At 67.6% G+C, this 20989-nt stretch carries 20 protein-coding genes; 8 read left to right on the top strand and 12 right to left on the bottom strand.

Annotated elements, in window-relative coordinates; genetic code table 11:
• Positions 1 to 299: 299 nt before the first annotated feature.
• The 4 genes from LRA98_RS03865 to LRA98_RS03880 form a co-directional block, all read right to left on the bottom strand.
• Positions 300 to 632: a hypothetical protein gene (locus LRA98_RS03865; RefSeq protein ID WP_201170903.1), complete on the bottom strand. Its 333-nt coding sequence runs from the start codon at positions 630 to 632 to the stop codon at positions 300 to 302.
• 12 nt (positions 633 to 644) lie between these two features.
• A complete protein-coding gene (locus LRA98_RS03870; RefSeq protein WP_201170905.1) occupies positions 645 to 920 on the bottom strand; it encodes an HU family DNA-binding protein in 276 nt (91 codons plus the stop codon).
• A gap of 79 nt (positions 921 to 999) precedes the next feature.
• Positions 1000 to 1449, bottom strand: a complete 450-nt coding sequence (gene rnhA / locus LRA98_RS03875; protein ID WP_201242212.1) for a ribonuclease HI — start codon at positions 1447 to 1449, stop codon at positions 1000 to 1002.
• Positions 1446 to 2177 (bottom strand): class I SAM-dependent methyltransferase, encoded by a 732-nt coding sequence (locus tag LRA98_RS03880; protein ID WP_201170911.1) that lies wholly within the window; start codon positions 2175 to 2177, stop codon positions 1446 to 1448. Before LRA98_RS03880 ends, rnhA begins: the two co-directional genes overlap by 4 nt.
• A 147-nt stretch (positions 2178 to 2324) precedes the next feature.
• On the opposite strand from LRA98_RS03880, the gene gloB reads away from it, so the two are divergent.
• Together gloB and LRA98_RS03890 are read left to right on the top strand one after the other, a co-directional pair.
• Entirely contained in the window at positions 2325 to 3092 is a 768-nt protein-coding gene (gene gloB / locus LRA98_RS03885) for a hydroxyacylglutathione hydrolase (RefSeq protein WP_238632467.1), read from the top strand.
• A gap of 92 nt (positions 3093 to 3184) precedes the next feature.
• On the top strand, positions 3185 to 4810 hold the full coding sequence (locus tag LRA98_RS03890) for a lytic transglycosylase (protein WP_238632468.1): 1626 nt from the start codon (positions 3185 to 3187) through the stop codon (positions 4808 to 4810).
• A gap of 78 nt (positions 4811 to 4888) precedes the next feature.
• Here LRA98_RS03890 and minE read toward each other — a convergent pair whose 3' ends face one another.
• The 7 genes from minE to msrB all read right to left on the bottom strand — a co-directional run bounded on the left by minE (position 4889) and on the right by msrB (position 11769).
• Complete coding sequence (minE, locus tag LRA98_RS03895) at positions 4889 to 5170, bottom strand: cell division topological specificity factor MinE (RefSeq protein ID WP_011814375.1); 282 nt, start codon at positions 5168 to 5170, stop codon at positions 4889 to 4891.
• A gap of 8 nt (positions 5171 to 5178) precedes the next feature.
• Positions 5179 to 5988 (bottom strand): septum site-determining protein MinD, encoded by an 810-nt coding sequence (gene minD / locus LRA98_RS03900; protein WP_201170918.1) that lies wholly within the window; start codon positions 5986 to 5988, stop codon positions 5179 to 5181.
• Between the two features lie 22 nt (positions 5989 to 6010).
• Complete coding sequence (gene minC, locus LRA98_RS03905; RefSeq protein ID WP_201170921.1) at positions 6011 to 6751, bottom strand: septum site-determining protein MinC; 741 nt, start codon at positions 6749 to 6751, stop codon at positions 6011 to 6013.
• 11 nt (positions 6752 to 6762) lie between these two features.
• Complete coding sequence (gene htpG, locus LRA98_RS03910; RefSeq protein ID WP_238632469.1) at positions 6763 to 8664, bottom strand: molecular chaperone HtpG; 1902 nt, start codon at positions 8662 to 8664, stop codon at positions 6763 to 6765.
• Positions 8665 to 8767: 103 nt separating this feature from the next.
• Positions 8768 to 9277, bottom strand: coding sequence for a methylated-DNA--[protein]-cysteine S-methyltransferase (locus LRA98_RS12975; protein ID WP_338018543.1), 510 nt, complete (start codon positions 9275 to 9277; stop codon positions 8768 to 8770).
• Between the two features lie 19 nt (positions 9278 to 9296).
• Positions 9297 to 11186, bottom strand: a complete 1890-nt coding sequence (ilvB, locus tag LRA98_RS03920; protein WP_238632470.1) for a biosynthetic-type acetolactate synthase large subunit — start codon at positions 11184 to 11186, stop codon at positions 9297 to 9299.
• 178 nt (positions 11187 to 11364) lie between these two features.
• The gene (msrB, locus tag LRA98_RS03925; protein ID WP_201170932.1) at positions 11365 to 11769 is read right to left on the bottom strand and encodes a peptide-methionine (R)-S-oxide reductase MsrB; all 405 of its coding nucleotides are present in this window, start codon (positions 11767 to 11769) and stop codon (positions 11365 to 11367) included.
• A gap of 166 nt (positions 11770 to 11935) precedes the next feature.
• Between msrB and LRA98_RS03930 the strand changes: the two genes are divergently transcribed.
• Positions 11936 to 13975, top strand: coding sequence for a CocE/NonD family hydrolase (locus tag LRA98_RS03930; protein WP_238632471.1), 2040 nt, complete (start codon positions 11936 to 11938; stop codon positions 13973 to 13975).
• 18 nt (positions 13976 to 13993) lie between these two features.
• On the opposite strand, the gene LRA98_RS03935 is transcribed toward LRA98_RS03930, so the two are convergent.
• The gene (locus LRA98_RS03935) at positions 13994 to 14728 is read right to left on the bottom strand and encodes an SIR2 family NAD-dependent protein deacylase (protein WP_338018544.1); all 735 of its coding nucleotides are present in this window, start codon (positions 14726 to 14728) and stop codon (positions 13994 to 13996) included.
• Positions 14729 to 14876: 148 nt separating this feature from the next.
• Here LRA98_RS03935 and serB point away from each other — a divergent pair, with 148 nt between their 5' ends.
• The 5 genes from serB to LRA98_RS03960 all read left to right on the top strand — a co-directional run bounded on the left by serB (position 14877) and on the right by LRA98_RS03960 (position 20836).
• Positions 14877 to 16091 (top strand): phosphoserine phosphatase SerB, encoded by a 1215-nt coding sequence (gene serB / locus LRA98_RS03940; RefSeq protein ID WP_201170935.1) that lies wholly within the window; start codon positions 14877 to 14879, stop codon positions 16089 to 16091.
• Between the two features lie 90 nt (positions 16092 to 16181).
• Positions 16182 to 17285 (top strand): BamA/TamA family outer membrane protein, encoded by a 1104-nt coding sequence (locus LRA98_RS03945; RefSeq protein WP_201242208.1) that lies wholly within the window; start codon positions 16182 to 16184, stop codon positions 17283 to 17285.
• Positions 17286 to 17361: 76 nt separating this feature from the next.
• A complete protein-coding gene (chlG, locus tag LRA98_RS03950) occupies positions 17362 to 18279 on the top strand; it encodes a chlorophyll synthase ChlG (protein ID WP_201170941.1) in 918 nt (305 codons plus the stop codon).
• Positions 18276 to 19619: a BCD family MFS transporter gene (locus LRA98_RS03955; protein WP_201170942.1), complete on the top strand. Its 1344-nt coding sequence runs from the start codon at positions 18276 to 18278 to the stop codon at positions 19617 to 19619. The genes chlG and LRA98_RS03955 overlap by 4 nt, the downstream gene beginning before the upstream one ends.
• A complete protein-coding gene (locus LRA98_RS03960; protein WP_238632472.1) occupies positions 19619 to 20836 on the top strand; it encodes a geranylgeranyl diphosphate reductase in 1218 nt (405 codons plus the stop codon). The genes LRA98_RS03955 and LRA98_RS03960 overlap by 1 nt, the downstream gene beginning before the upstream one ends.
• The last annotated feature ends 153 nt before the right edge of the window (positions 20837 to 20989 follow it).

Below are 20989 nucleotides of genomic sequence, written 5' to 3' on the forward strand. Positions count from 1 at the left end.
GGTGTCGGTGAAGCGCAGATCGACGAACTTCACGTCCTCATCCTTGATGAGCTTGAGTACGTCCTTACCGGTTGCAGCCATGGGGTTCCACCTCCGAATCGGCTAATCAATGTTCCCCAGCTGGGGCTCACGAAGGTGGTAGCAATCCCTGTGCCAGCTTCCGGGATTCCCGCGCAGACGGGGCCTTATGATGGTGCAGCCGAGCGGGATGGAGGCCCGGTTGCACCATCGTGATGCAACCGGGCACGAGTGCGCACTCTCATAGTGCGACCCGGGAGGGGCTCTCCCGGGGCCAGGCGCTATCGCAGTTCCTGTAGCTCGTCTCGCGTCTCACGCAGCATCTCGCCGAGCACGCCCAGCATACGGACATCGTGCTCGGCCAGGGCATCCGGACACTCGCGCTGAATCGCCACACGAATGCTGCTCTCGCGAATGCCCTTGCGCTGGTAACGCTCGTCGAGCGCTGTGATGGCTTCTTGCTGCTGCTCGAAGGGCATGTCGTCGGCGTTGCGGATGTAGTCGCAGTAATCGGCAGCCAGCGTGCCAGCGTCACCACCGCTGCACGCGGCCATCAGGGCGCCTGCAATCCCCAGGCACCCTGCTCCGACCCAACGCCGAAGCCGACGGGACATGGCGACCTCCTGTTACTGATCCACCGAACGCTTGAGCGGCGCCCCAGGCTTGAAGCGGACGTTCATGCCGGCGGGGATGTCGATCAACTCCCCCGTCTGCGGGTTGCGCCCTTGCCGCTCGGGGCGCGCGACCACGGCGAACTTGCCAAACCCGGGGATCGAGACATCCTCCCCGCTCGCCAGGCTCTCCTCGATGCCCGTAAAGACAGCATTGACCGCATCCGTGGCGACACGCTTGGAGACCCCGGTTTCGGCTGCGACCTTGTCAGCCAGATCGGCTTTGTTCATGCGCTACTCTCCGGTTTGTTACAGGTTGGAATTGGGCGTTCCGATTCTAGCCCAGGCCCGCCGGGGACGGGCAGCGGACCTAGGCGACCAGCTCGTCGATCCCCTGATTGGCCAGGGCATCGGCGCGTTCATTCTCGGCGTGACCGGCGTGGCCGCGCACCCAGCGCCACTCGACCCGATGGTAGGCCGCCAGCTCATCGAGCCGCTGCCACAGATCCTGGTTGAGCACGGGCTTGCGCGAGGCAGTTCGCCACCCCCGGCGCTTCCAGCCGTCCAGCCACTCGGTGATCCCACGGCGCACGTACTGCGAGTCGGTGGTCAGAACCACGCGGCAGGGCCGCTCTAGGGCCTCCAGGGCTCGGATCGCCGCGGTGAGCTCCATGCGGTTGTTGGTGGTCTCCGGCTCCCCGCCGTAGAGTTCACGCTCATGCTCGCCGTAGCGCAGCAGCACGCCCCACCCACCGGGGCCGGGATTGCCCCGACACGCGCCGTCCGTGAATGCCTCGACCACACCGCGTTGCTCGGTCACGCACTGCCTCCTCGATTTAGGGCCTGCACGCGGACCCGTCCCGCCGGGTGCGCTGCACCGACGCGAGCCCCTCGGCCCACGCGCTCGACCAGGGTATGCCCCCGTAGCGATCCCGGCTCCCGCCGCACCGCTACGGTCATCTGTACGCCGGCGGCAAAGCGCCCGAGCCGGCGGAGCCTATCCTCCCACGGATCCAGTCGCTTTTGCAGGCGTTCACCCTGCATGGGCAACCGAAAACAGAGCGAGTGACGCGCCAGCGTCTCGAACCCGCAACGCCGCAGATGGACCCCCACGCTGGACGCCGGCCACTGCCGCCCGCGCCACGGGGCCCGGGATGACCGGCACCAACCCCACAACCGACAAACGCCCCACAACCCCAACGGATTGAAGGTCAGCACGACCAACCGCCCCTCGGGGGCCAGCACTTGGTACGCCTCGGAAAGCACGGCCGCCGGCTCTTCACCGAACTCGAGGACGTGACTGAGGATCACGGCATCGACGCTGTGGCCGCGAAACGGCAGCTGCTGGGGGGTTGCCACTAGATCGCCCCCGGGCCCCACCCGCCACTGCCGGACGGTGGGGGCCAAAGGCAACGGATGGGCAACCGGACCGATGCAGACCGTATCACCAATCCCCAAATGCGCCAGGGCGTCGGCCACGGCCCCGCGCTCGGCAGCACCGACCCGCTGCCCCAACGGTGTGCCGTACCAGGCGTGAAGGTTCTGCATGTGCCCCCCGTGGCGCGCATTCTTTCAGGTCCAACCTTACCCGAGCACTGCACTGAACTCATCTGCTCGCCCCCTCCGGCGCCCCGAAGAAACGCTGCGGTCGCGGGGGGTTTGCCGCACGGGCTTGACACGGTAGGATGCTCGGCGATGATTAACGCCGAACCCCTCGCGGCACTTGCCGATAATTACATCTGGATGGCCCGGGACCACGCGGGCGCCGCCGCGATCGCCGTGGATCCAGGCGACGCCGAGGTGGTCGCGACTTGGCTGAACGACCACCGCCTTCGCCTTTCCGGCATCCTGGTCACCCACCACCACGGCGATCACACCGCCGGCGTGGCGGAGTTGGCCGAACGGCACCAAGTGCCCGTGTTCGGCCCCGCTGGTGAGGCGATCCCGGCTGTCAACCACCTGGTCTCCGGCGGGGATCACTTCGCCCTGGATGGTTTCGGTGACTTCCGGGTACTGGACTGCCCCGGGCACACGGCCGGGCACATCGCCTACCTCTGGGACGGTCACCTGTTCAGTGGCGACACCCTCTTCGCCGGGGGCTGCGGCCGAGTCTTCGAGGGCACGGCCGGGCAGATGCACGCCTCCCTGCAGCGCCTCGCCGGACTGCCGGCCGATACCCGGGTCTGCTGCGGGCACGAATACACCGTCAAAAACCTGGAATTCGCCCACCGGGCTGATCCGGACAACGAACGGCTGGCCCAGCGCCTGCAGGCGGCGCGGCATGCCCGCGCCGCGGGACAGCCTACGGTCCCGTCGACGCTGGCCGAGGAGCTGGCCACCAATCCGTTCCTGCGCGCGGATCGCCCGGAGCTGCGCCGTTCGGCTCAGGACTGGTGTGGCAAAGACCTGGAGCAGGCGGATCACGTCTTCGCCGCGCTGCGGCAGTGGAAAGACGCCAGCTGAGGCCCGGCCACCGCCGGTACCGAGCAATCAAGAACAACAACCCGGACCTTGGGGGCATGACCGTGGACGTGAAACGGACAGCTGCCGGAGCGTTGACCGCGCTTTCTGTCACCGCCTGCACCAGCTTTGACTCGCGCACCTTTGTCCATGATCTGCACGGTCCGGAAGCGGACGGCCGGGACATCCCGGCCTGGGTGCGGGACCTGGAGACCGAAACCCTGGAAGCCGGCCTGGGTCGCCCCTTCGAACTGACACCGGACTATGACTACCAGCCCGGCCACTACACCCGCACCGTACCCGACTACCCCCTGCAGGTCTGGGACAGGCTGCGCACCTCGTTCCGGATCGACCGCTACGAGAACGAACGGGTCGAGCGCGAACTGCAGCTCTTCGCGGGCCGCGATGCCTATTTCGAGGCGGTCGGCCGGCGGGCCGAGCCGTACCTTCACTACATCCTCGACGAGCTCGAGGAGCGCGATCTCCCCGCGGAACTGGTCGCGCTCGCCATCGTCGAAAGCGGGTTCCGCCCCTTCGCTTACTCCCACGGTCGGGCAGCCGGCATCTGGCAATTCATCCCGAGTACTGGACGTTTCTTCGGCCTGGAGATGAACTACTGGTACGACGGCCGACGGGATCTGGTTGCCTCCACGGACGCGGCCCTGGACTACCTGGAGCGGCTCAACGAGGCGTTCGATGGCGACTGGCTGCTGGCCATGGCCGCCTACAACGCCGGCCAAGGTAACGTGCGGGCCGCCATACAGCGAGCCCGCGCCGAGGGCAAGGACCCCAACTACTGGAACCTGCAGCTGCCTGCCGAGACGATGCGCTACGTCCCGCGCATCCTGGCCATCCGGGATATCCTTCAGGATCCCGAGGCCCACGACGTGGCACTGCCAAACATCCCCAACAAGCCGCGCATCCGGGTGGTCGAGGCGGACCGCCAGATCGACCTGGCGCTGGCCGCGGAACTCGCCGATATCTCCATCGACCGGCTCTACATCCTCAACCCCGGTCTCAACCGCTGGGCCACGGCCCCGGAAGGGCCGCATCGCCTGGTACTCCCCAAGGAGAACGCGGACCGGTTCGAGCGGGAACTCGCCGCCATGGACCCGGAGGACTTTGTCGAGTGGCGCCGCCACCGCATCGAATCCGGCGAGACACTGACCCACGTCGCCAACCAGTACAACGTCACCGTCGAGCTGCTACGGGATATCAACGGGCTGCGCGGCGATACCGTGCGCGCCGGCGACCACCTCTACGTCCCCGTCTCCAGCCGCCCGCCCAGCGAGTACTCGCTGAGCGCTGCCAATCGCCTGGAGGCGCTGCAGAATCGGGAGCGCCAGGGCGAACGGCGCGAGCATACGGTGCAGGCGGGCGAGACGCTGTGGGACATCGCCCGCACTTACAATGTCGGGGTCAAGGAGCTGGCACGCTGGAATGGCATGGCGCCCGGGGACACCCTGCGGCCGAGCCAGGAGCTGGTCGTCTGGGTCGAGGGAGACGTCATGCAGGCCGCCGGCGGTCCCGGCGACAGCAGCACCCAGTCGGTCACCTACACGGTCCGCCAGGGGGACTCGCTGGCCCGGATTGCGCAGCGCTTCAACGTTAACGTCGGGGATATCAAGCGCTGGAACGGGATTTCGGAAGGCTCTTATCTACATCCCGGGGACCAGCTGAAGCTGGAAGTCGACGTTACGCAGCAAAGCAGCAGCCTTTAGCAGCACAGTGGGACCAGGTGTTGGCCCAAGGCCAGGCGCTGGGGCCTTGAGGCTCCGGGCACCGCGGCGCAGCCGTCGTCAGCGCTGCGCCCCCTCCTCCTCGCGCTCCGGGAGGGTGATGTTCAGCTCCAGCACCTCGTGCGGCCCGTCGCGCTCGACATCCACCCGCACCGCGTCCGGGTCGACCGTCACGTAGCGGCGAACCACCTCCAGCAGCTCCTGACGCAGCATAGGCAGGTAATCCGGTCCGCCACGCTCGGCCCGCTCATGGGAGACGATGATCTGCAGCCGCTCCTTGGCGACGCTGGCGCTGCCGCGCCGGCTTCGCCGCCGCTCACGAAAGTAGTCGGCGATCCCCATAGCCTTCATTAACCTCCAAACATCCGGCCAAACAGCCCGCGGCGCTCCGCCTGCAGGAACCGGTGGGGCCGATCCTCGCCCAGGTAGCGAGCGATGGCGTCGTCGTAGGCCTGCCCGGCGTCCTCGCCCTCTTCCAGCACCACCGGAATCCCGGCGTTCGATGCATTGAGCACGGACTGCGACTCCGGGATCACGCCGAGCAGATTGATGGCGAGGATCTCCTGGACATCCTCGACACTGAGCATGTCCCCCTTCTTGACCCGTTGCGCATCGTAACGGGTCAACAGCAGATGCTCCCGCACCGGATCGTCGCCCTGCTCCGCCCGCCGCGTCCGGCTGGCAAGCAACCCGAGGACGCGGTCGGAGTCGCGCACCGAGGAAACCTCGGGGTTGGTCACCACGATGGCGTCATCGGCGTGATACGAGGCCAGATGCGCCCCACGCTCGATACCCGCCGGCGAGTCGCAGATGATGTAATCGAACTCCGCCCGCAACTCATCGAGCACGCGCTCGACCCCATCCGGGGTCAGCGCGTCCTTGTCCCGGGTCTGAGACGCCGGCAGGATCGACAGGTTCGACAGCCGCTTGTCCTTGATAAGGGCCTGATTCAGCCGCGCATCCCCGTTGATCACGTTAACGAAATCGAACACCACCCGGCGCTCGCAGCCCATCACCAGATCCAGGTTGCGCAGGCCGACATCGAAATCGACCACCGCGGTCCGATGGCCGGCCCTGGCGAGCCCGGCCGCCAGCGAGGCAGCCGTGGTCGTCTTGCCGACCCCGCCCTTGCCCGATGTTATGACGACAATCCTCGACACGCGTGCTCCCCCGTCGTGATTACTATTTTCCGAAGGCCTCAATCCGCAGGCCCGAGTGCTCATCCAGGTGGACGCGAGCCGGGCGGCCGATCAGATCGGTGGCGATCCGCTCATTGACCTGGTATTCGCCGGCCACGGAGACCAGCTCCGCTTCCAGTCCCTGACAAAAGATACTCGCCCCGGCGTTGCCTTGCACCCCGGCCAGTGCGCGGCCTCGCAGCGCACCATAGATGTGGATGTCGCCGTCGGCCAGGACCTCGGCCCCCGGTCCCACCGGACCGAGCACCACTAGACTGCCTCCGCGCGCATAGATCTGCTGCCCGGAGCGCACCGGCGTCTCGATCACCCGTGTGGGCGCGGGCGCGGTAGCCGACGGGGCGGGTGTGGCCTCGCGCCGCGCAGGCCGTCCAACCGCCTGCCCGCCGGTGTCCCGCTCCTCCTCGGCGGGCAACACCCCCAGCCCGGCGGACTCGAGCCGCGCCGGATCCACACCGTTACCACGCACCGCCACGGGGGCCGCGCCCAGAGCCCGCATCTCGCGGGTCAGACGCTGCAGATCCAGCGCCCCGCCGTCAACCCCATCGAGATCGAGAAGCATAGGCGCCCCGCGCAGCAGGCGGGGCGCCTCCTCGAGCTTTGCGGTCAACTGCCCGATCAGGGCATCGACATCGGTGGTCAGGACCCGGACCACCGTTAGCGTCGCCATGCGTCCCTTGAGTTCGAAGGCCTCCGACGACGATGCGTCCGGGGGTCTTGATGCCATGGTCACCCTCTTCAGCCGGCCAGCAGGTTGTTGACACGCCGGACATAGGCCGCCGGATCCTCAAGCTGCCCGCCTTCGGCGAGCAGGGACTGCTCGTAGAGGGTCAGGGCCCAGTCCTCGAAGCGCTGCCCCGATTCTGCCCCCAGCCGCTCGATCACCGAGTGATCCGGGTTGATCTCCAGCGCCGGCTTGCCGGTGGGCAGCTGGTGGCCGGCAGCCTGCAGCAGACGCTGCATGCCCATGCCAAAGTCATACTCGCCGACCACCAGGCAGGTCGGCGAGTCCGTCAGCCGGTGGCTGACCCGAACCTCGCTGACCCGCTCCCCCAGGGACGCCTGCAGACGCTGGCACAGCTCTTGGCAGGCCTGCTCCTTCTCCTCGCGAGCCTCCTTGTCGCCCTCCTCACCAAGGGCCTCCAGGTCCAGCTCACCCTTGGCCACCGAGGCCAGCTGCTTACCATCGTACTCATGCAGGTGGGCTACCAGCCACTCGTCCACCGGATCCGGCAAGAGCAAGACCTCGATACCGTGGCGCCGGAAGATCTCCAGGTGGGGGCTATTGCGCGCGGCGTTGAAGCTCTCCGCCGTCACGTAGTAGATCTTCTCCTGGCCCTCCTTCATCCGGGCGACATAGTCGTCCAGGCTCACGTCGGGGGTCTCTTTCTCCTCGTGCGTCGAGGAGAAGCGCAGCAGCCGGGCGATGCGCTCCCGGTTACCGGCATCTTCGGCAACGCCCTCCTTGAAGACCCGGCCGAAGGCATGCCAGAACGCGGCGTAATCTTCCGGCTCGTTCTTGGCCATGCGCTCGAGACGGTCGAGGATACGCTTGACCGAGGCCGAGCGCAGCGAGCTGATCATCGGGTTGTGCTGGAGCATCTCGCGGGAGATGTTCAGCGGCAGGTCATCGGAATCGATGACGCCCCGCACGAAGCGCAGGTAGCGCGGCAGCAGGTGCTCGGTGTCCTCGGTAATGAACACCCGCCGGACGTAGAGCTTGACCCCGTGCGCGGGCTTCTGCTCGTAGAGGTCGAACGGCGGCCGCTTGGGAATGTAGAGCAGCGAGACGTAGGACTGCCGCCCCTCGACGTGGTTGTGGATCCAGGTCAGGGGATCGTCGAAGTCGTGGGCAACGTGCTTGTAGAGTTCGCGGTAGTCCTCGTCCGAGACCTCGCTCTTCGGCCGCATCCAAAGCGCCGAGGCCCGGTTGACGATTTCCCGGCCTGGCTCCTCCGCCCCTTCGCCGGAGTCGTCGTCCGAGGCCGTGCTCGGCACGGGCATCTCGATCGGCACCGAGATATGATCGGAGTACTTGCGGATGATCTGCCGCAGGCGCATGCCGTCACAGAATTCCTGTTGCGCCTCGGGCAGATGCAGCACCACGGCCGTCCCCCGTTCGGAGCGCTCGATGGTGTCTACCGTGTAGGAGCCCTGGCCGTCGGATACCCAGCGCACGCCCTCGTCCGCGGGCGCGCCGGCCTTGCGGGTGTAGACCTCGACCCGGTCGGCGACCACGAAGGCCGAGTAGAACCCGACCCCGAACTGCCCGATTAGCTGCGCGTCCTTGTGCTGATCACCGGTGAGCTGCTCGAGAAAACGGCGGGTTCCCGAATGGGCGATGGTCCCGAGGTTCTCGATCACGTCGTCCCGGCTCATGCCGATGCCGTTGTCCGCCACCGTGATGGTGCGTGCCTCGGAATCGAAGTCGACACGGATCTTGAGCTCAGGGTCGCCTTCGTAGAGGGCCTCTTGCTGGAGTGCCTCGAAGCGGAGCTTGTCGATGGCATCCGAAGCGTTGGAGATGAGCTCGCGGAGGAAGACCTCCCGATTCGAGTACACCGAGTGGATCATCAGGCTCAGCAGCTGCTGAACCTCGGCCTGGAATTCGAGGGTCTCGCTCTGCGTACCTGCGCTCATGGGTGGGGTCCCCTCCTCCTCTCGTTGAACACGTGGATCCGCGCGCCGGAGCACGGCGTCGACGGCCTGCGTCGTCCGGATGTGGGACCTTCTGCGCGGCTTTTCAAGGGGACGGACCACGAGGCGCCGACGCCCGTTGCTCGCGCTCCAGCAACCACGCCTTGAACTGCGTCAAATGGCCCTGTCGGGCACCGGCGTAACCACCGCTGCCCCGAAGCCCCACCACCCGGTGGCAGGGGACAAGCAGAGGGAGCGGGTTGGCCCGGCACCCGGCACCGACGGCACGCGGAGAGGTCCCGAGCCGCCGCGCTAGCGCCCCGTAGGAAACCGTCTTCCCCGGCTGCAGCTCGAGCAGGGCGTCACGCAGGCACGCCTGAAACGGGGTAGCGGCCGGCGCCCGCGGGAGCCGCGCCGGACCGGCAGGGTGCTGCTCCCACGACTCTAGGCAGCGCACCACGCGAAGGGCCTGCGGATCAGCGGTCTCGTCCGGTGCCAGCGTGGGAGCATTCACCGAGACCGCCACACGGGCCACGCGCCCCTGCGCGTCCAGGAACACCCCCAGCCAGAGGCCACCGAGCCGTGCCACCCCGTGCGGAGCGGGACCACTGCTCACGGCTCTCGGCCCGGCTCGCTCAGAAGAGGTCCGGAGACTCGCCGTCCTCGAGCTTGGTGCGCGGGCGCAGGGCCACATCCCGGCTCGGGATGTAATCGCCGGTCACCATCTCCTTGTAGCTGCTGCCCGGCCCAACCATCGGGAACACGCCAGCATCGGGATCGATCATCACCTCGAGGAAGGCCGGCCCGGGGAACTCGACAAAGGCTCGCAGGGCCTGCTCAAGCTCCGCCTTATCGGCGACCCGGCGGGCGAATTCATAGCCGTCGGCCTCCGCCGCCTTGATGAAGTCCTTGCGGTGCAGCGACTTGTCCGACCCGGAAAAACGATCGCCGAAGTAGAGCTTCTGCCACTGCCGGACCATACCGTCGCCGACGTTGTTCAGCGACAGGATCTTGACCGGCAGGTCGTAGGTCGTGGCCGTCTCCAGCTCGCCAAGGTTCATGCGCAGCGAGCCATCGCCATCGACATCGATGACCATCCGGTCCGGACGCCCGAGATAGGCGCCAATGGCCGCCGGCAGGCCAAAGCCCATGGTGCCCAGGCCGCCAGAGGTCAGCCACTGGCGCGGACCGCGGAAGTCGCAGTACTGCGCAGCCCACATCTGGTGCTGGCCGACGCCGGTGGCGATGATCGCCTCCCCCGCCGTCAGCTCGTTGAGTTTCTCGAGGACGTAGTGGGGCTGGATCAGCGCGCTGTCGCGATCGTAGTTCATCGGATGGCGCTCGCGCAGACCGCGGACGTGCTCGAGCCAGGCGTCGAAGCGAGGCTCGAACCCCATGGATTCCCCATAGCGCAGCAGCTGGCGCAGGCTACGCCCGGCCTCGCCGACGTGCGCCCAGTCAACCCCCTTGACCTTGCCGATCTCGGCGGCATCGATATCGATGTGGGCGATCTGCTCGGCGAGCGGCGCGAACTCCTCCACCTTGCCGGCCACACGGTCATCGAAGCGCGCGCCGACCGCGATGAGGAAATCGCAGTCCTCGACGGCGTAATTGGCGTAGGCCGTCCCGTGCATGCCGAGCATGCCCAGATAGAGATCGTCGGTGGTATCCATCGCGCCCAGCCCCATCAGGGTGCTGACCACCGGGATCCCGAACGTTTGTGCGAAGTCGCGCAGCTCCTGATGGGCCTCACCGTTGACCACGCCGCCGCCGACGTAGAGCAGCGGCCGCCGGGAGTGCTCGAGCATCTCCATGAAGGCGCGGCACTTGCGGTCCGAGAGCTTGGCCGAGCGCAGGGACTCCATGCGCTGACGATAACCGCGCACCTCCAGAACCCCTTCGCCCCGGAACTCGCCGATCCAGTTCTGCATATTCTTGGGCACATCGACCACAACCGGACCGGGACGTCCGGAGCGGGCCACCTCGAAGGCGGTGCGCACCGTGGCCTCGAGCTGCTCCGGGTCGGTGACCAGGAAGACGTGCTTGGCACAACTGCCCATGATGTTGACGATGGGCGCCTCCTGGAAGGCGTCGGTCCCCATGGCGTGGGTCGGCACCTGGCCGGTGATCGCCACGACCGGCACCGAGTCGGCCATGCAGTCGCGAATCGGGGTCACCGTGTTCGTCGCCCCAGGGCCCGAGGTCACCAGGAAGCAGCCCACCTTACCGGTGGCGCGCGCATAGCCGGCCGCCATAAACCCCGCACCCTGCTCGTTGGCGGGGACGATCAGCCGAATGGGGTCCTCCTCTTCGCCGGCCTGTTGCTCCTTCCGGCGGCGCTCGTTGTACTTGAAGATGGCGTCGTAAGTGGGAAGGATCGCGCCGCCGCTGTAGCCGAAGAGCGTATCCACCCCCTCCTGCGCCAGGACCTCTACAATGATTTCACCGCCGCTCATGGTCTTGCCGGCAAGCGGATGGCGGGTTGCGTCGGTCTCTGCCTGGGGGTTGACGATTGCGGTATCCATTTTCCTCACGGCTCTTCGGCCTCTCGATTGCTCCACGAACACTGCAAGCGGGCGCGCCGGGCGACGCGACCGCCGCGGGGTACGTACACCGGTGGACCGGATATCCTACGCCGCCACCTGCCTGTTCAGCAAGGATACTCTGCCCCGGAACCGCCGCCCGGCACCGCGAACGAGGCGATCACTCCGGGGCGGCTTCCTCATCGAGCTGCAGTGCCACCGAGTTAATGCAATAACGCAGCTGGGTCGGTGGCGGACCATCGGCGAAGACGTGCCCCAGGTGAGCGTCACAGGTCGCGCACAGGACTTCTTCTCGGACCATGCCGAGGGAACGGTCTTCCCGGATCACGATCTGGTCATCGTCGACCGGTGCCCAGAAGCTGGGCCACCCGGTACCGGACTCGAACTTGGTGCGCGAGGAGAACAGCGCTGAGTTACAGCACACGCACCGATACACCCCGGACCGATCACAGTGGTAATAGGCCCCGCTGAACGGTGTCTCGGTGCTGCCCCGCCTGGTCACCGCAAACTGCTCCGGCGTCAGCAGTTCCCGCCACTCCGCCTCGCTCTTGTCGATCTTGGCCACACGTCACCCCTTCGATCTACCGCCGTGCCCGGACCCGGACGGGCTACACCGTCCCATCCACTTCCCTTCAACATAACGGGGGATGGCGCCGCCGACCACCCAGGTGCCATCCACCGGCCGCGGCGCTATATTGAGAGGATGACATCCGCAAGGGAGCATGCACCCCATGGCAGCCAGAGCGGTCCATGAACTACCCAACGAAGTCGAGGTCGTCGAGCACCAGTGGATCACCATGCGCGACGGCACCCGTCTTTCGGCGCGCATCTGGAAGCCCGCCGGAGCGGAGCGGAACCCGGTCCCGGCGGTGCTCGAATTCATTCCCTACCGCAAGCGCGATATCAAGCGCATGCGCGACACGCAGATCCACCACTACTTCGCGGCCCACGGCCACGCCGGGGTGCGGGTCGACCTGCGTGGCAGCGGGGACTCCGAAGGGGTCCTGACCGACGAGTACCTGCTGCAGGAGCAGGAGGATGCCGAGGACATCCTGCGCTGGCTCGCCGAGCAGCCCTGGTGTACCGGGGACGTGGGGATGATGGGCATCTCCTGGGGGGGCTTCAACGCCCTTCAGGTGGCCGCCCGCAGGCCGCCGCAGCTCAAGGCCGTGATCGCCGTCGCAGCCACGGATGATCGCTACGCCGACGACGTCCACTACAAGGGCGGCTGCCTGCTCAACGACAACCTGTCGTGGGCATCGGTGATGTTCGCCTTCAACTCCATGCCACCCGATCCGAAGATTGTCGGCGACCGCTGGCGGGAGATGTGGATGCAACGCTTGGAAGACAGCGGACTATGGGTCAAGCGGTGGATGAGTCACCCGCAGCGCGACGACTACTGGCGCCACGGCTCGGTCTGCGAGGATTACAGCGCCATCCAGGTCCCGGTGATGATCGTCTCCGGCTGGGCGGACGGCTACCCGAATCCGGTCTTCCGCCTGGTCGAAAACCTGCAGGCTCCTTGCAAGGGCCTGGTCGGCCCCTGGAGCCATATCTATCCCCATATGGGGCTGCCAGGCCCCCAGATCGGCTTCCTTCAGGAGGCACTGCGCTGGTGGGATCAGTGGCTCCGTGGCGAGGAGCGGGGCCTTCTGGAGGAGCCGCGCCTGCGGGTCTGGATGCAGGACAGCGTGCGCCCGCGCACCCAGTACGCCAGCCGCCCTGGCCGCTGGGTGGCCGAGCCGGGCTGGCCGTCGCCGAACATCGACTGGACCCGGCTGCAACTGTCACCGCGGCACATGCAGTGGCCCGGTGAACCTCCGCCGGAGACCGACGCGGGTAAACCTGTGGCCATCCAGTCGCCACTCTCCCTGGGGCTGTTCGGCGGCAAGTGGTGTTCCTACAACAACGGCCCCGACCTGCCCTACGACCAGCGCGAGGAGGACGGTGGCGCCCTGATCTTCGACACGCAGCCCCTGGAGGAGGCGGTGGAGATCCTCGGCGCCCCCGTCGTGGAGCTGGATCTTGAATCCAGCAGGCCAGTGGCGCAGATCGCCGTGCGCCTCTCCGACGAGGCCCCGGACGGCAAGGCGACCCGCGTCACCTACGGCGTGTTAAACCTCTGCCACCGCAACGGCCACGACCAGCCCGCCTACCTGGAGCCGGGCAGCCGTGAACGCATCCGGGTCCCCCTGGACCACATCGCCCAGTCATTCCCCCGGGGCCACCGCATCCGACTCGCTGTATCCACTTCCTACTGGCCCCTGGCCTGGCCGCCACCGCAGCCGGTGCGTCTGACCCTCTATCCGGAGGGCTGTCACCTTGATCTACCGGTGCGCCCGCCCCGGGAGGAGGACCGGGGGCTGCCCGCGTTCGATGAGGCCGAGGCGGCGCCACCCCCGGCATCGACGGCCCTGGAGCACGGCCACGGCAATTGGATCGTTTCGCGCGACCTGGCACGGGATGAGTCGACCCTACACGTGATCGAGGACGATGGCCGCGCTTACCTGGAGGACGTGGACCTGGAGGTCGAACGCTCCGCGGACGAGTGGTATCGGGCACGCGGCGACGACTTCACCTCCCTGAGCGGCGAGGTCATCCACCGCCGACGGCTACGCCGCGGTGACTGGTCGATCTACACCGAGACCCGCACCCTGCTCACCTGCGACGAGGGCCACTTCCGAATCCACGCCACCCTAGATGCCTACGAGAACGGGCTGCGCGTCTTCGCCAAGACCTGGGATGAGCGGGTGCCGCGCGCTTTCCTCTGAACCGCGGCACGCGGCGATTCAGACCTGCTCGGTCGCCGCCCCGACCAGCGCCGGCAGGATCTCGCCGGCGCTGCCGCGCAGGCTCCAGTCCGCCACCGGGGTCAGCGGTGTGGGCTCCCGGTTGACCTCCAGGACCGGGATATCTCGTTCCAGCGCTTCGAGCGGCAGGGAAGCAGCCGGCTGGACCAGTGAGGAGGTGCCAACGGAGAGGACCAGGTCGGCCTCCCGGACCGCAGTCACCGCAGCCTCGACGGCACCGGACGGCAGGGCCTCGCCGAACCAGACCACATCCGGACGCAGCAGATCGCCACTGTGCGGACACCGCGGCAACTCCGGGGCATCTGAAGCCCCGACTACCGCACCCTCGAAGACACGGTCGCGGTGGATGTTGCCGTGCAGCTCGATGATGTCGTGGCTCCCGGCGCGCTGGTGTAGGCCATCAACGTTCTGGGTGATTACGCGCAGGCCGCCAAGTTGCCGCTCCCAGTCGGCCAAGGCGCGGTGCCCGGCATTGGGCTCGGCCTGTTCGGCCAGGCGCCGGCGCTGCGCGTACCAGGCCCAGACCCGGCGGGGGTTGCGCCGGAAGGCTTCCGGTGTAGCCAGCTCCTCGGGGTCGAAACGCTCCCAGAAGCCGCTCTGCGCATCCCGGAACGTCGGCACACCACTCTCGGCCGAGATCCCGGCGCCGGTCAGCGCCACCACCCGGGCGGCCCGATGAAGCACCCGCCTGAGCCCCTCTTCGATGTGCGTCACTTGCAATCTCCTCGCCACCAGTCAGGGAAACGCGCGGAAGCGTTTTAGTCTGCGATGAGCCCGCGGATTCGGCAAGGGCTCACGGTGTCCACCACGGCCGGGGCCGGATCCCCTACAATGACGCGCTCACCCCGGAATGGTAGATGCTATGAGCGAGATCATCCTGATCAACGTGTCCGGCGAGGATCAGCCGGGACTGACCTCTTCCCTGATGGGCATCCTGGCCGAGTACGATGTCGACATCCTCGACATCGGGCAGGCGATGATCCACGACACCCTGTCGCTCGGCATTCTCATCGAGGTACCGGAGCAGAAGGACGTCTCCCCGGTGCTCAAGGACGTGCTGTTCCACCTCCACGATGCGGGGATGCAGGTGCGTTTCACCCCGGTGGCACAGGAGCAGTACGAGCACTGGGTGCGTGGCGCCGGCAAGCCGCGGCACATCATCACCCTGCTCGGCCGAAGCGTGAGCGCCGCGCAGATTGCCCGCATCTCCAGCGTCGTCACCGCCCAGGGGTTGAATATCGAGGACATCGTGCGACTCTCTGGCCGTCGCCCGCTACATCTGGAGGGTCGACGCTCAAGAGCCTGTGTGGAGCTGACGGTGCGGGGCCAGCCCGTCGACACCGACGCCATGAAGCGCGACTTCATGGAGATCTCCCAGCAGCTCGGGATCGACATCAGCTTCCAGGAAGACAATCTGTACCGGCGCAACCGTCGCATGGTCGCCTTCGACATGGACTCCACGCTCATTCAGCAGGAGGTCATCGACGAAATGGCCAAGGCGGCCGGCGTCGGCGAGGAGTGCGCGCGAGTCACCGAGCAGGCCATGCGCGGCGAGATCGACTTCCGCGAGAGCCTGCGCCAGCGCGTCCGGCTCCTGGAGGGACTGCCCGAAGAGACCCTGGAAGAGGTCGCCCGGAGCCTGACGCTAACCGAGGGCGCCGAGCGGCTGATGCGCACGCTGAAGGCCTTCGGCTACGTCACCGCGATTATCTCCGGTGGCTTCACCTACTTCGGGCGCCATCTGCAGAAACACCTGGGCATCGACTACGTCTACGCCAACGACCTGGAGATTGTCGACGGTCGACTGACCGGGCGGGTCCAGGGCGAGATCGTCGATGGCCCGCGCAAGGCCGAGCTGCTGCGCCACATCGCGGAGCAGGAGGGCCTGGCCCTGGAACAGGTAATCGCCGTCGGGGACGGCGCCAACGACCTGCCCATGCTGCGCCTGGCCGGGCTCGGTATCGCCTTCCACGCCAAGCCGGTGGTCCAGGAGAGCGCGCGGCAATCGATCTCCACCCTGGGCCTGGACGGGACCCTGTATTTGATGGGCATCAAGGACACCGACACCCCGGCCTGACGCGGCCGGGATAAGGGCGCCTTCCGCCAGGGGCTTGCCCGGGGCTATAGTGGCGTCGGTCCCGCTAGCCCGATCGCCGACGACAGCCCCATGGCCCGACGCGCCCGCCAACTGCTGGCCGCCCTGTTCATCGGCCTGGGCGGCGCCCCCGCCCTCCTGAGCGCCGGCTCACCGGGGGGCGTGGTCGTGCCGCTGGTCTTCTACACCCCGGAGACCGGGGGGGCCGGCGGAGCAACGGCGGTGCTCTTCCGGCCACGCCAGCTGGCTACCGGTGCGGAGGGCACCGACACCCTCAGCCTGGTAGGCTTCTATACTGCAGAAAGCCAGTACCTGGCCGCCCTCAGTGGCCGCGCCTACCTGGCTGATGGGCGCTGGCTGATCGCCAACAGCACCACACTCAGCGAGTTTCCCCGGGATTACTATGGGCAGGGCCCCCTGGCTCGGCAGGACGATGAGGAGTCGTACACCGCACTGCGCCGCAGCAACAGCCTCCGCCTGCAACGCTGGGTTGGCGGCCCCTGGTACGCGGGCGTGCGCTGGGATGCCGCTCGCTACGACCTGGAGGACGTCGATGCGGACGGCAAGGTGGATCGGTACTACCAGGAGCGTGAACTGCCGCGCGAGAACCGGCTCCACGGCGTCGGTGCCACCGTCTCCCAGGACACTCGCAGCGGCCCGTTCTTCCCCACCTCCGGCAGTCGCACGGAGCTGGCGGCGGTAGCCTTCCCCGAGTCACTGGGGGCCGATGAGGCGTTCGGTGTGATCGAGCTCGACCATCGCCACTACTTCGGCATCGGCGAGCGACACGCCGTCGCGCTGCAATTCGTCGGCGAGTACGCCGGTGACCACGCACCGCTGCCGCTCCAACCCCGACTGGGCGGCAGCACCCTGCGCGGGTTCTACGAGGGGCGCTACATCGACAACGTGCTGCTTGCCGGACAGGCCGAGTGGCGCTTTCCCATCGCCGGGCGGTGGCAGGGCGCTGCCTTCGCCGGCGCCGGCGACGTCTTCCCGCGCCTTTCGGAGGCCTCCTCAGAACACCTGAAGTACGGGGTTGGCGGCGGCCTGCGTTACGTCCTCGTGCCCGACGCCGGCATCCACCTGCGTCTCGATTTCGCCCGCGGGTACGCCCGCGGCGACGCGGAAGATGGCGACGGCCTGGCCGTCTACTTCAACCTGGGCGAGGCGTTCTGACCCGCCGCGGCGAATGGGCGCGGCCGACTGTCACGCCCGCTTGACGCCGGGGATCGGGGCTCCTTACTGTACCGTCATGTCTGGGGCAGCTCATCCTGATACAGCGCTCACGCGCCCGCGCCTGGCGACGGTGTTCGAGATCATGCATCCGATCACCTGGTTCGCGCCGATGTGGGCATTCGCCTGTGGTGTCATTTCCGTGGGCGCTTCCCCGGAGGGGATCCACTGGCTGATGATCGCCGCCGGTGTGCTGCTCGCCGGTCCGCTGGTCTGCGGCACCAGCCAGATCGTCAACGATTGGTACGACCGCCACGTGGACGCCATCAACGAGCCCGACCGCCCCATTCCCTCGGGCCGCATGCCCGGGCGTTGGGGGCTCTACATCGGGATCGGCACCACTTTGCTCGCCCTGGCCGTCGCCGCTGCCCTCGGGCCGGTGGTCCTCCTGGCCGCCTGTATCGGCCTCTTTCTGGCCTGGGCCTACAGCGCCCCTCCCATACGCCTGAAGCGCAACGGCTGGATCAGCAACGCCGCTGTGGGCCTTTCCTACGAAGGGCTGCCTTGGGTCACCGGTGCGGCCATCATGGCCACCGGGCTTCCGGACTGGCGGATCCTGCTCGTCGCCCTGCTCTACAGCATCGGCGCCCACGGCATCATGACCCTCAACGACTTCAAGGCCATTGAGGGCGACCGGCAGACCGGGCTCAAGACGGTGCCCGTTCATCTCGGCGCGCAGAATGCGGCGCGCCTGGCCTGTGTCGTCATGGCGCTGCCGCAGGCGGTGGTGATCGGCCTGCTCCTCGCCTGGGAGCAGCCCTGGCACGCCCTGATCGTCAGCGCCCTGTTGGCCGCTCAGCTTCTGCTGATGATCCGGCTGCTACGCGATCCAAAAGCTTACGCCCCCTGGTATAACGCCACGGGCACGACCCTCTACGTGCTCGGCATGCTGGCCACGGCCTTCGCCTTGGGCGGCATGCTCGGAGGCAGCGCATGAGCGCACCCAACATCGGCTGGCTGGGGATCCTCCGGCTCGGCCTCGTCCAGACGGCCCTGGGCGCTGTGGTGGTGCTGACCACCACTACCCTCAATCGCGTCATGATCGTCGAGCTGGCCCTGCCGGCGATGCTGCCCGGCATGCTGGTCGGCTTCCACTACGCCGTTCAGATCCTACGCCCGCGCCTGGGCTACGGATCGGATGTGGGCGGGCGACGAACCCCTTGGATCCTTGGCGGCATCCTGGTGCTTGCCGCCGGCGGGGTCACCGCCTCCTTCGCGACGGCGCTCATGGAGACCAACACTGCCGGCGGTGTTGCCCTCGCTACGGTCGCCTTCCTCATGATCGGGGCCGGTGTCAGCAGTGCCGGTACCGCGCTGCTCGCCCTGCTGGCGACGCGGGTGTCACCGGAGCGACGTGCACCTGCAGCGATGGTCACCTGGGTGATGATGATCGCCGGGTTCGCGGTAACGGCAGGCACCGCCGGGCACTTCCTTGATCCGTTCTCCATGGAGCGCCTGGTAGGGGTCACCAGCGTCGTCTGCGCCCTGGCGGTCGTCCTGGCCTTCGTCGCCGTCTGGGGCGTCGAGGGCGAAGGGCGCGAGAGCGTCGGCGCCCATGCGCAGAGCACCCCAACGACCCCCTTCTTTCAGGCGCTGGGCCAGATCTGGGATGAACCGAAGGCGCGGCGGTTCACCATCTTCGTGTTTTTCTCGATGCTCGCCTACAACTCCCAGGATCTTATCCTGGAGCCGTTCGCCGGCCTGGTCTTCGGTTTGACCCCCGGGCAGTCCACCCAGCTGGGCGGGTTTCAGAATGGCGGCGTCCTGGCTGGGATGCTGCTCGCGGCCCTCGCCGGTCGCGGCAAACTCGGCAGCCTGCGCACCTGGACCATCGGCGGCTGCATCGCCTCGAGCATCGCTCTGGGCAACCTGATCGTCGTCGCTGGCGTCCAAGAGCTTTGGTGGGAGAGTGTTTCCGAGAGCGGCCTCTGGCGTGTCGGCCTGCCGGTGTTCGCGCTCGGCGCGGCCAACGGCGCCTTCGCCGTAGCCGCCATCGGCTCCATGATGCGCCTCGCCAGCGAGGGCCAGGAGCGCCGGGAGGGGGTCCGCGTCGGCCTCTGGGGCGCTGCCCAGGCCATCGCCTTCGGCCTCGGCGGCTTCCTCGGAACCGTTGGCGTCGACGCAATCCGCTACCTGGCCGGTGACGAGACGGCCGGATACTCCATGGTCTTCGGGCTCGCCGCCCTGCTCTTCCTGGTCTCGGCCTGGCTGGCTGCGCGGGTGGACCGAGCCGGCGAGACCGACCAGAAATACGGCACCGCCACAGCAGGGAGCTGATGCCCATGAGCAACTCGCAGAATGTCGAGCGCTTCGATGTCGCTGTCGTCGGTGGTGGCCCTGCGGGTGCCACTGCAGCCCGATACCTCGCGCAACAAGGTCACGCCGTACTACTACTCGACCGCCCGGGCCGCATCAAGCCGTGCGGCGGCGCGATCCCTCCGCGCTGCGTCCAGGATTTCGAGATCCCCGACGAGATGATCTGCGCCACCGTGGGCTCCGCCCGCATGGTCTCGCCCTCCGACCGCCACGTGGACATGCCGATCCAGGACGGCTACGTGGCCATGGTCGATCGCGAGGTCTTCGACGAATGGCTGCGCAACCGTGCCGCCGAGGCCGGCGCCGAGCGACGCGAGGCCACCTTCAAGCACCTTGAGGAGGGCGACGGCGGCGTCTACCTCCGCTACACCGAGGGTCGGGGTGGCCCGGAGGCCGAGCCCCGGCAAGTCTGGGCGCGGTTCGTTATCGGCGCTGATGGCGCCAACTCCGCCGTGGGCCGGCAGGCCATCCAGGGGGCGACCGAGATCCCCCAGGTCGCCGCCTACCATGAGATCATCGAAGCCCCGGCTGCCGACGACGACGACCGCTTCGATCCACGCCGGGCCGACGTCTACTACCGCGGCTCGATCTCTCCCGACTTTTACGGCTGGATCTTTCCCCATGGCGACACGGTCAGTGTCGGCGCCGGCAGCGCGGTCAAGGGTTTCTCCCTGCGCTCGGCCGTGGAGCGCTTGCGCCAGGACGCCGGACTGGAACAGGCGACAACCCTGCGCCGGGAGGGGGCACCGATCCCGATGCACCCGCTCAAGCGCTGGGACAACGGGCGCAATGTGGTCCTAGCCGGCGACGCCGCCGGGACCGTGGCTCCCGCCTCCGGCGAGGGGATCTACTACGCCATGGTTGGGGGACAAAATGCCGCCCAGGCCGTGGAGCAGGCCTTGGACACCGGCGACGGCGCGGCCCTCGCACAGGCGGAGAAGGCCTTCACCAGGGACCACGGCCAGGTCTTCCGGGTACTCGGCGTGATGCAGCGTTTCTGGTACACCAACAACAACCGCCGGGAGCGGTTCGTGCGGATCTGTGCCGACCCGGACGTGCAGGCGCTGACCTGGGATGCGTACATGAACAAGCGCCTGGTTCGAGCACGTCCGCTCGCACATATGCGCATCTTCTTCAAGAACATCGCGCACCTGACCGGGCTGGCACCGGTCCGCTGACCGCGCAAGGGGTGCGGCGGCCGAACCCGGCCGCTCGTGCCCCTGCTCGCTCCGCTCCTACCTCCGCCCCCGGACCCGACCCTCTACCGTGGCTCGCCGCAGTTCTGACTCAGCCAATACGCCGTACGCGACGGACACTTCGCCCACTTATCC

The organism is Halorhodospira sp. M38 (genome assembly GCF_022227985.1).
Classification (GTDB): Bacteria; Pseudomonadota; Gammaproteobacteria; order Nitrococcales; family Halorhodospiraceae; genus Halorhodospira; species Halorhodospira halophila_A.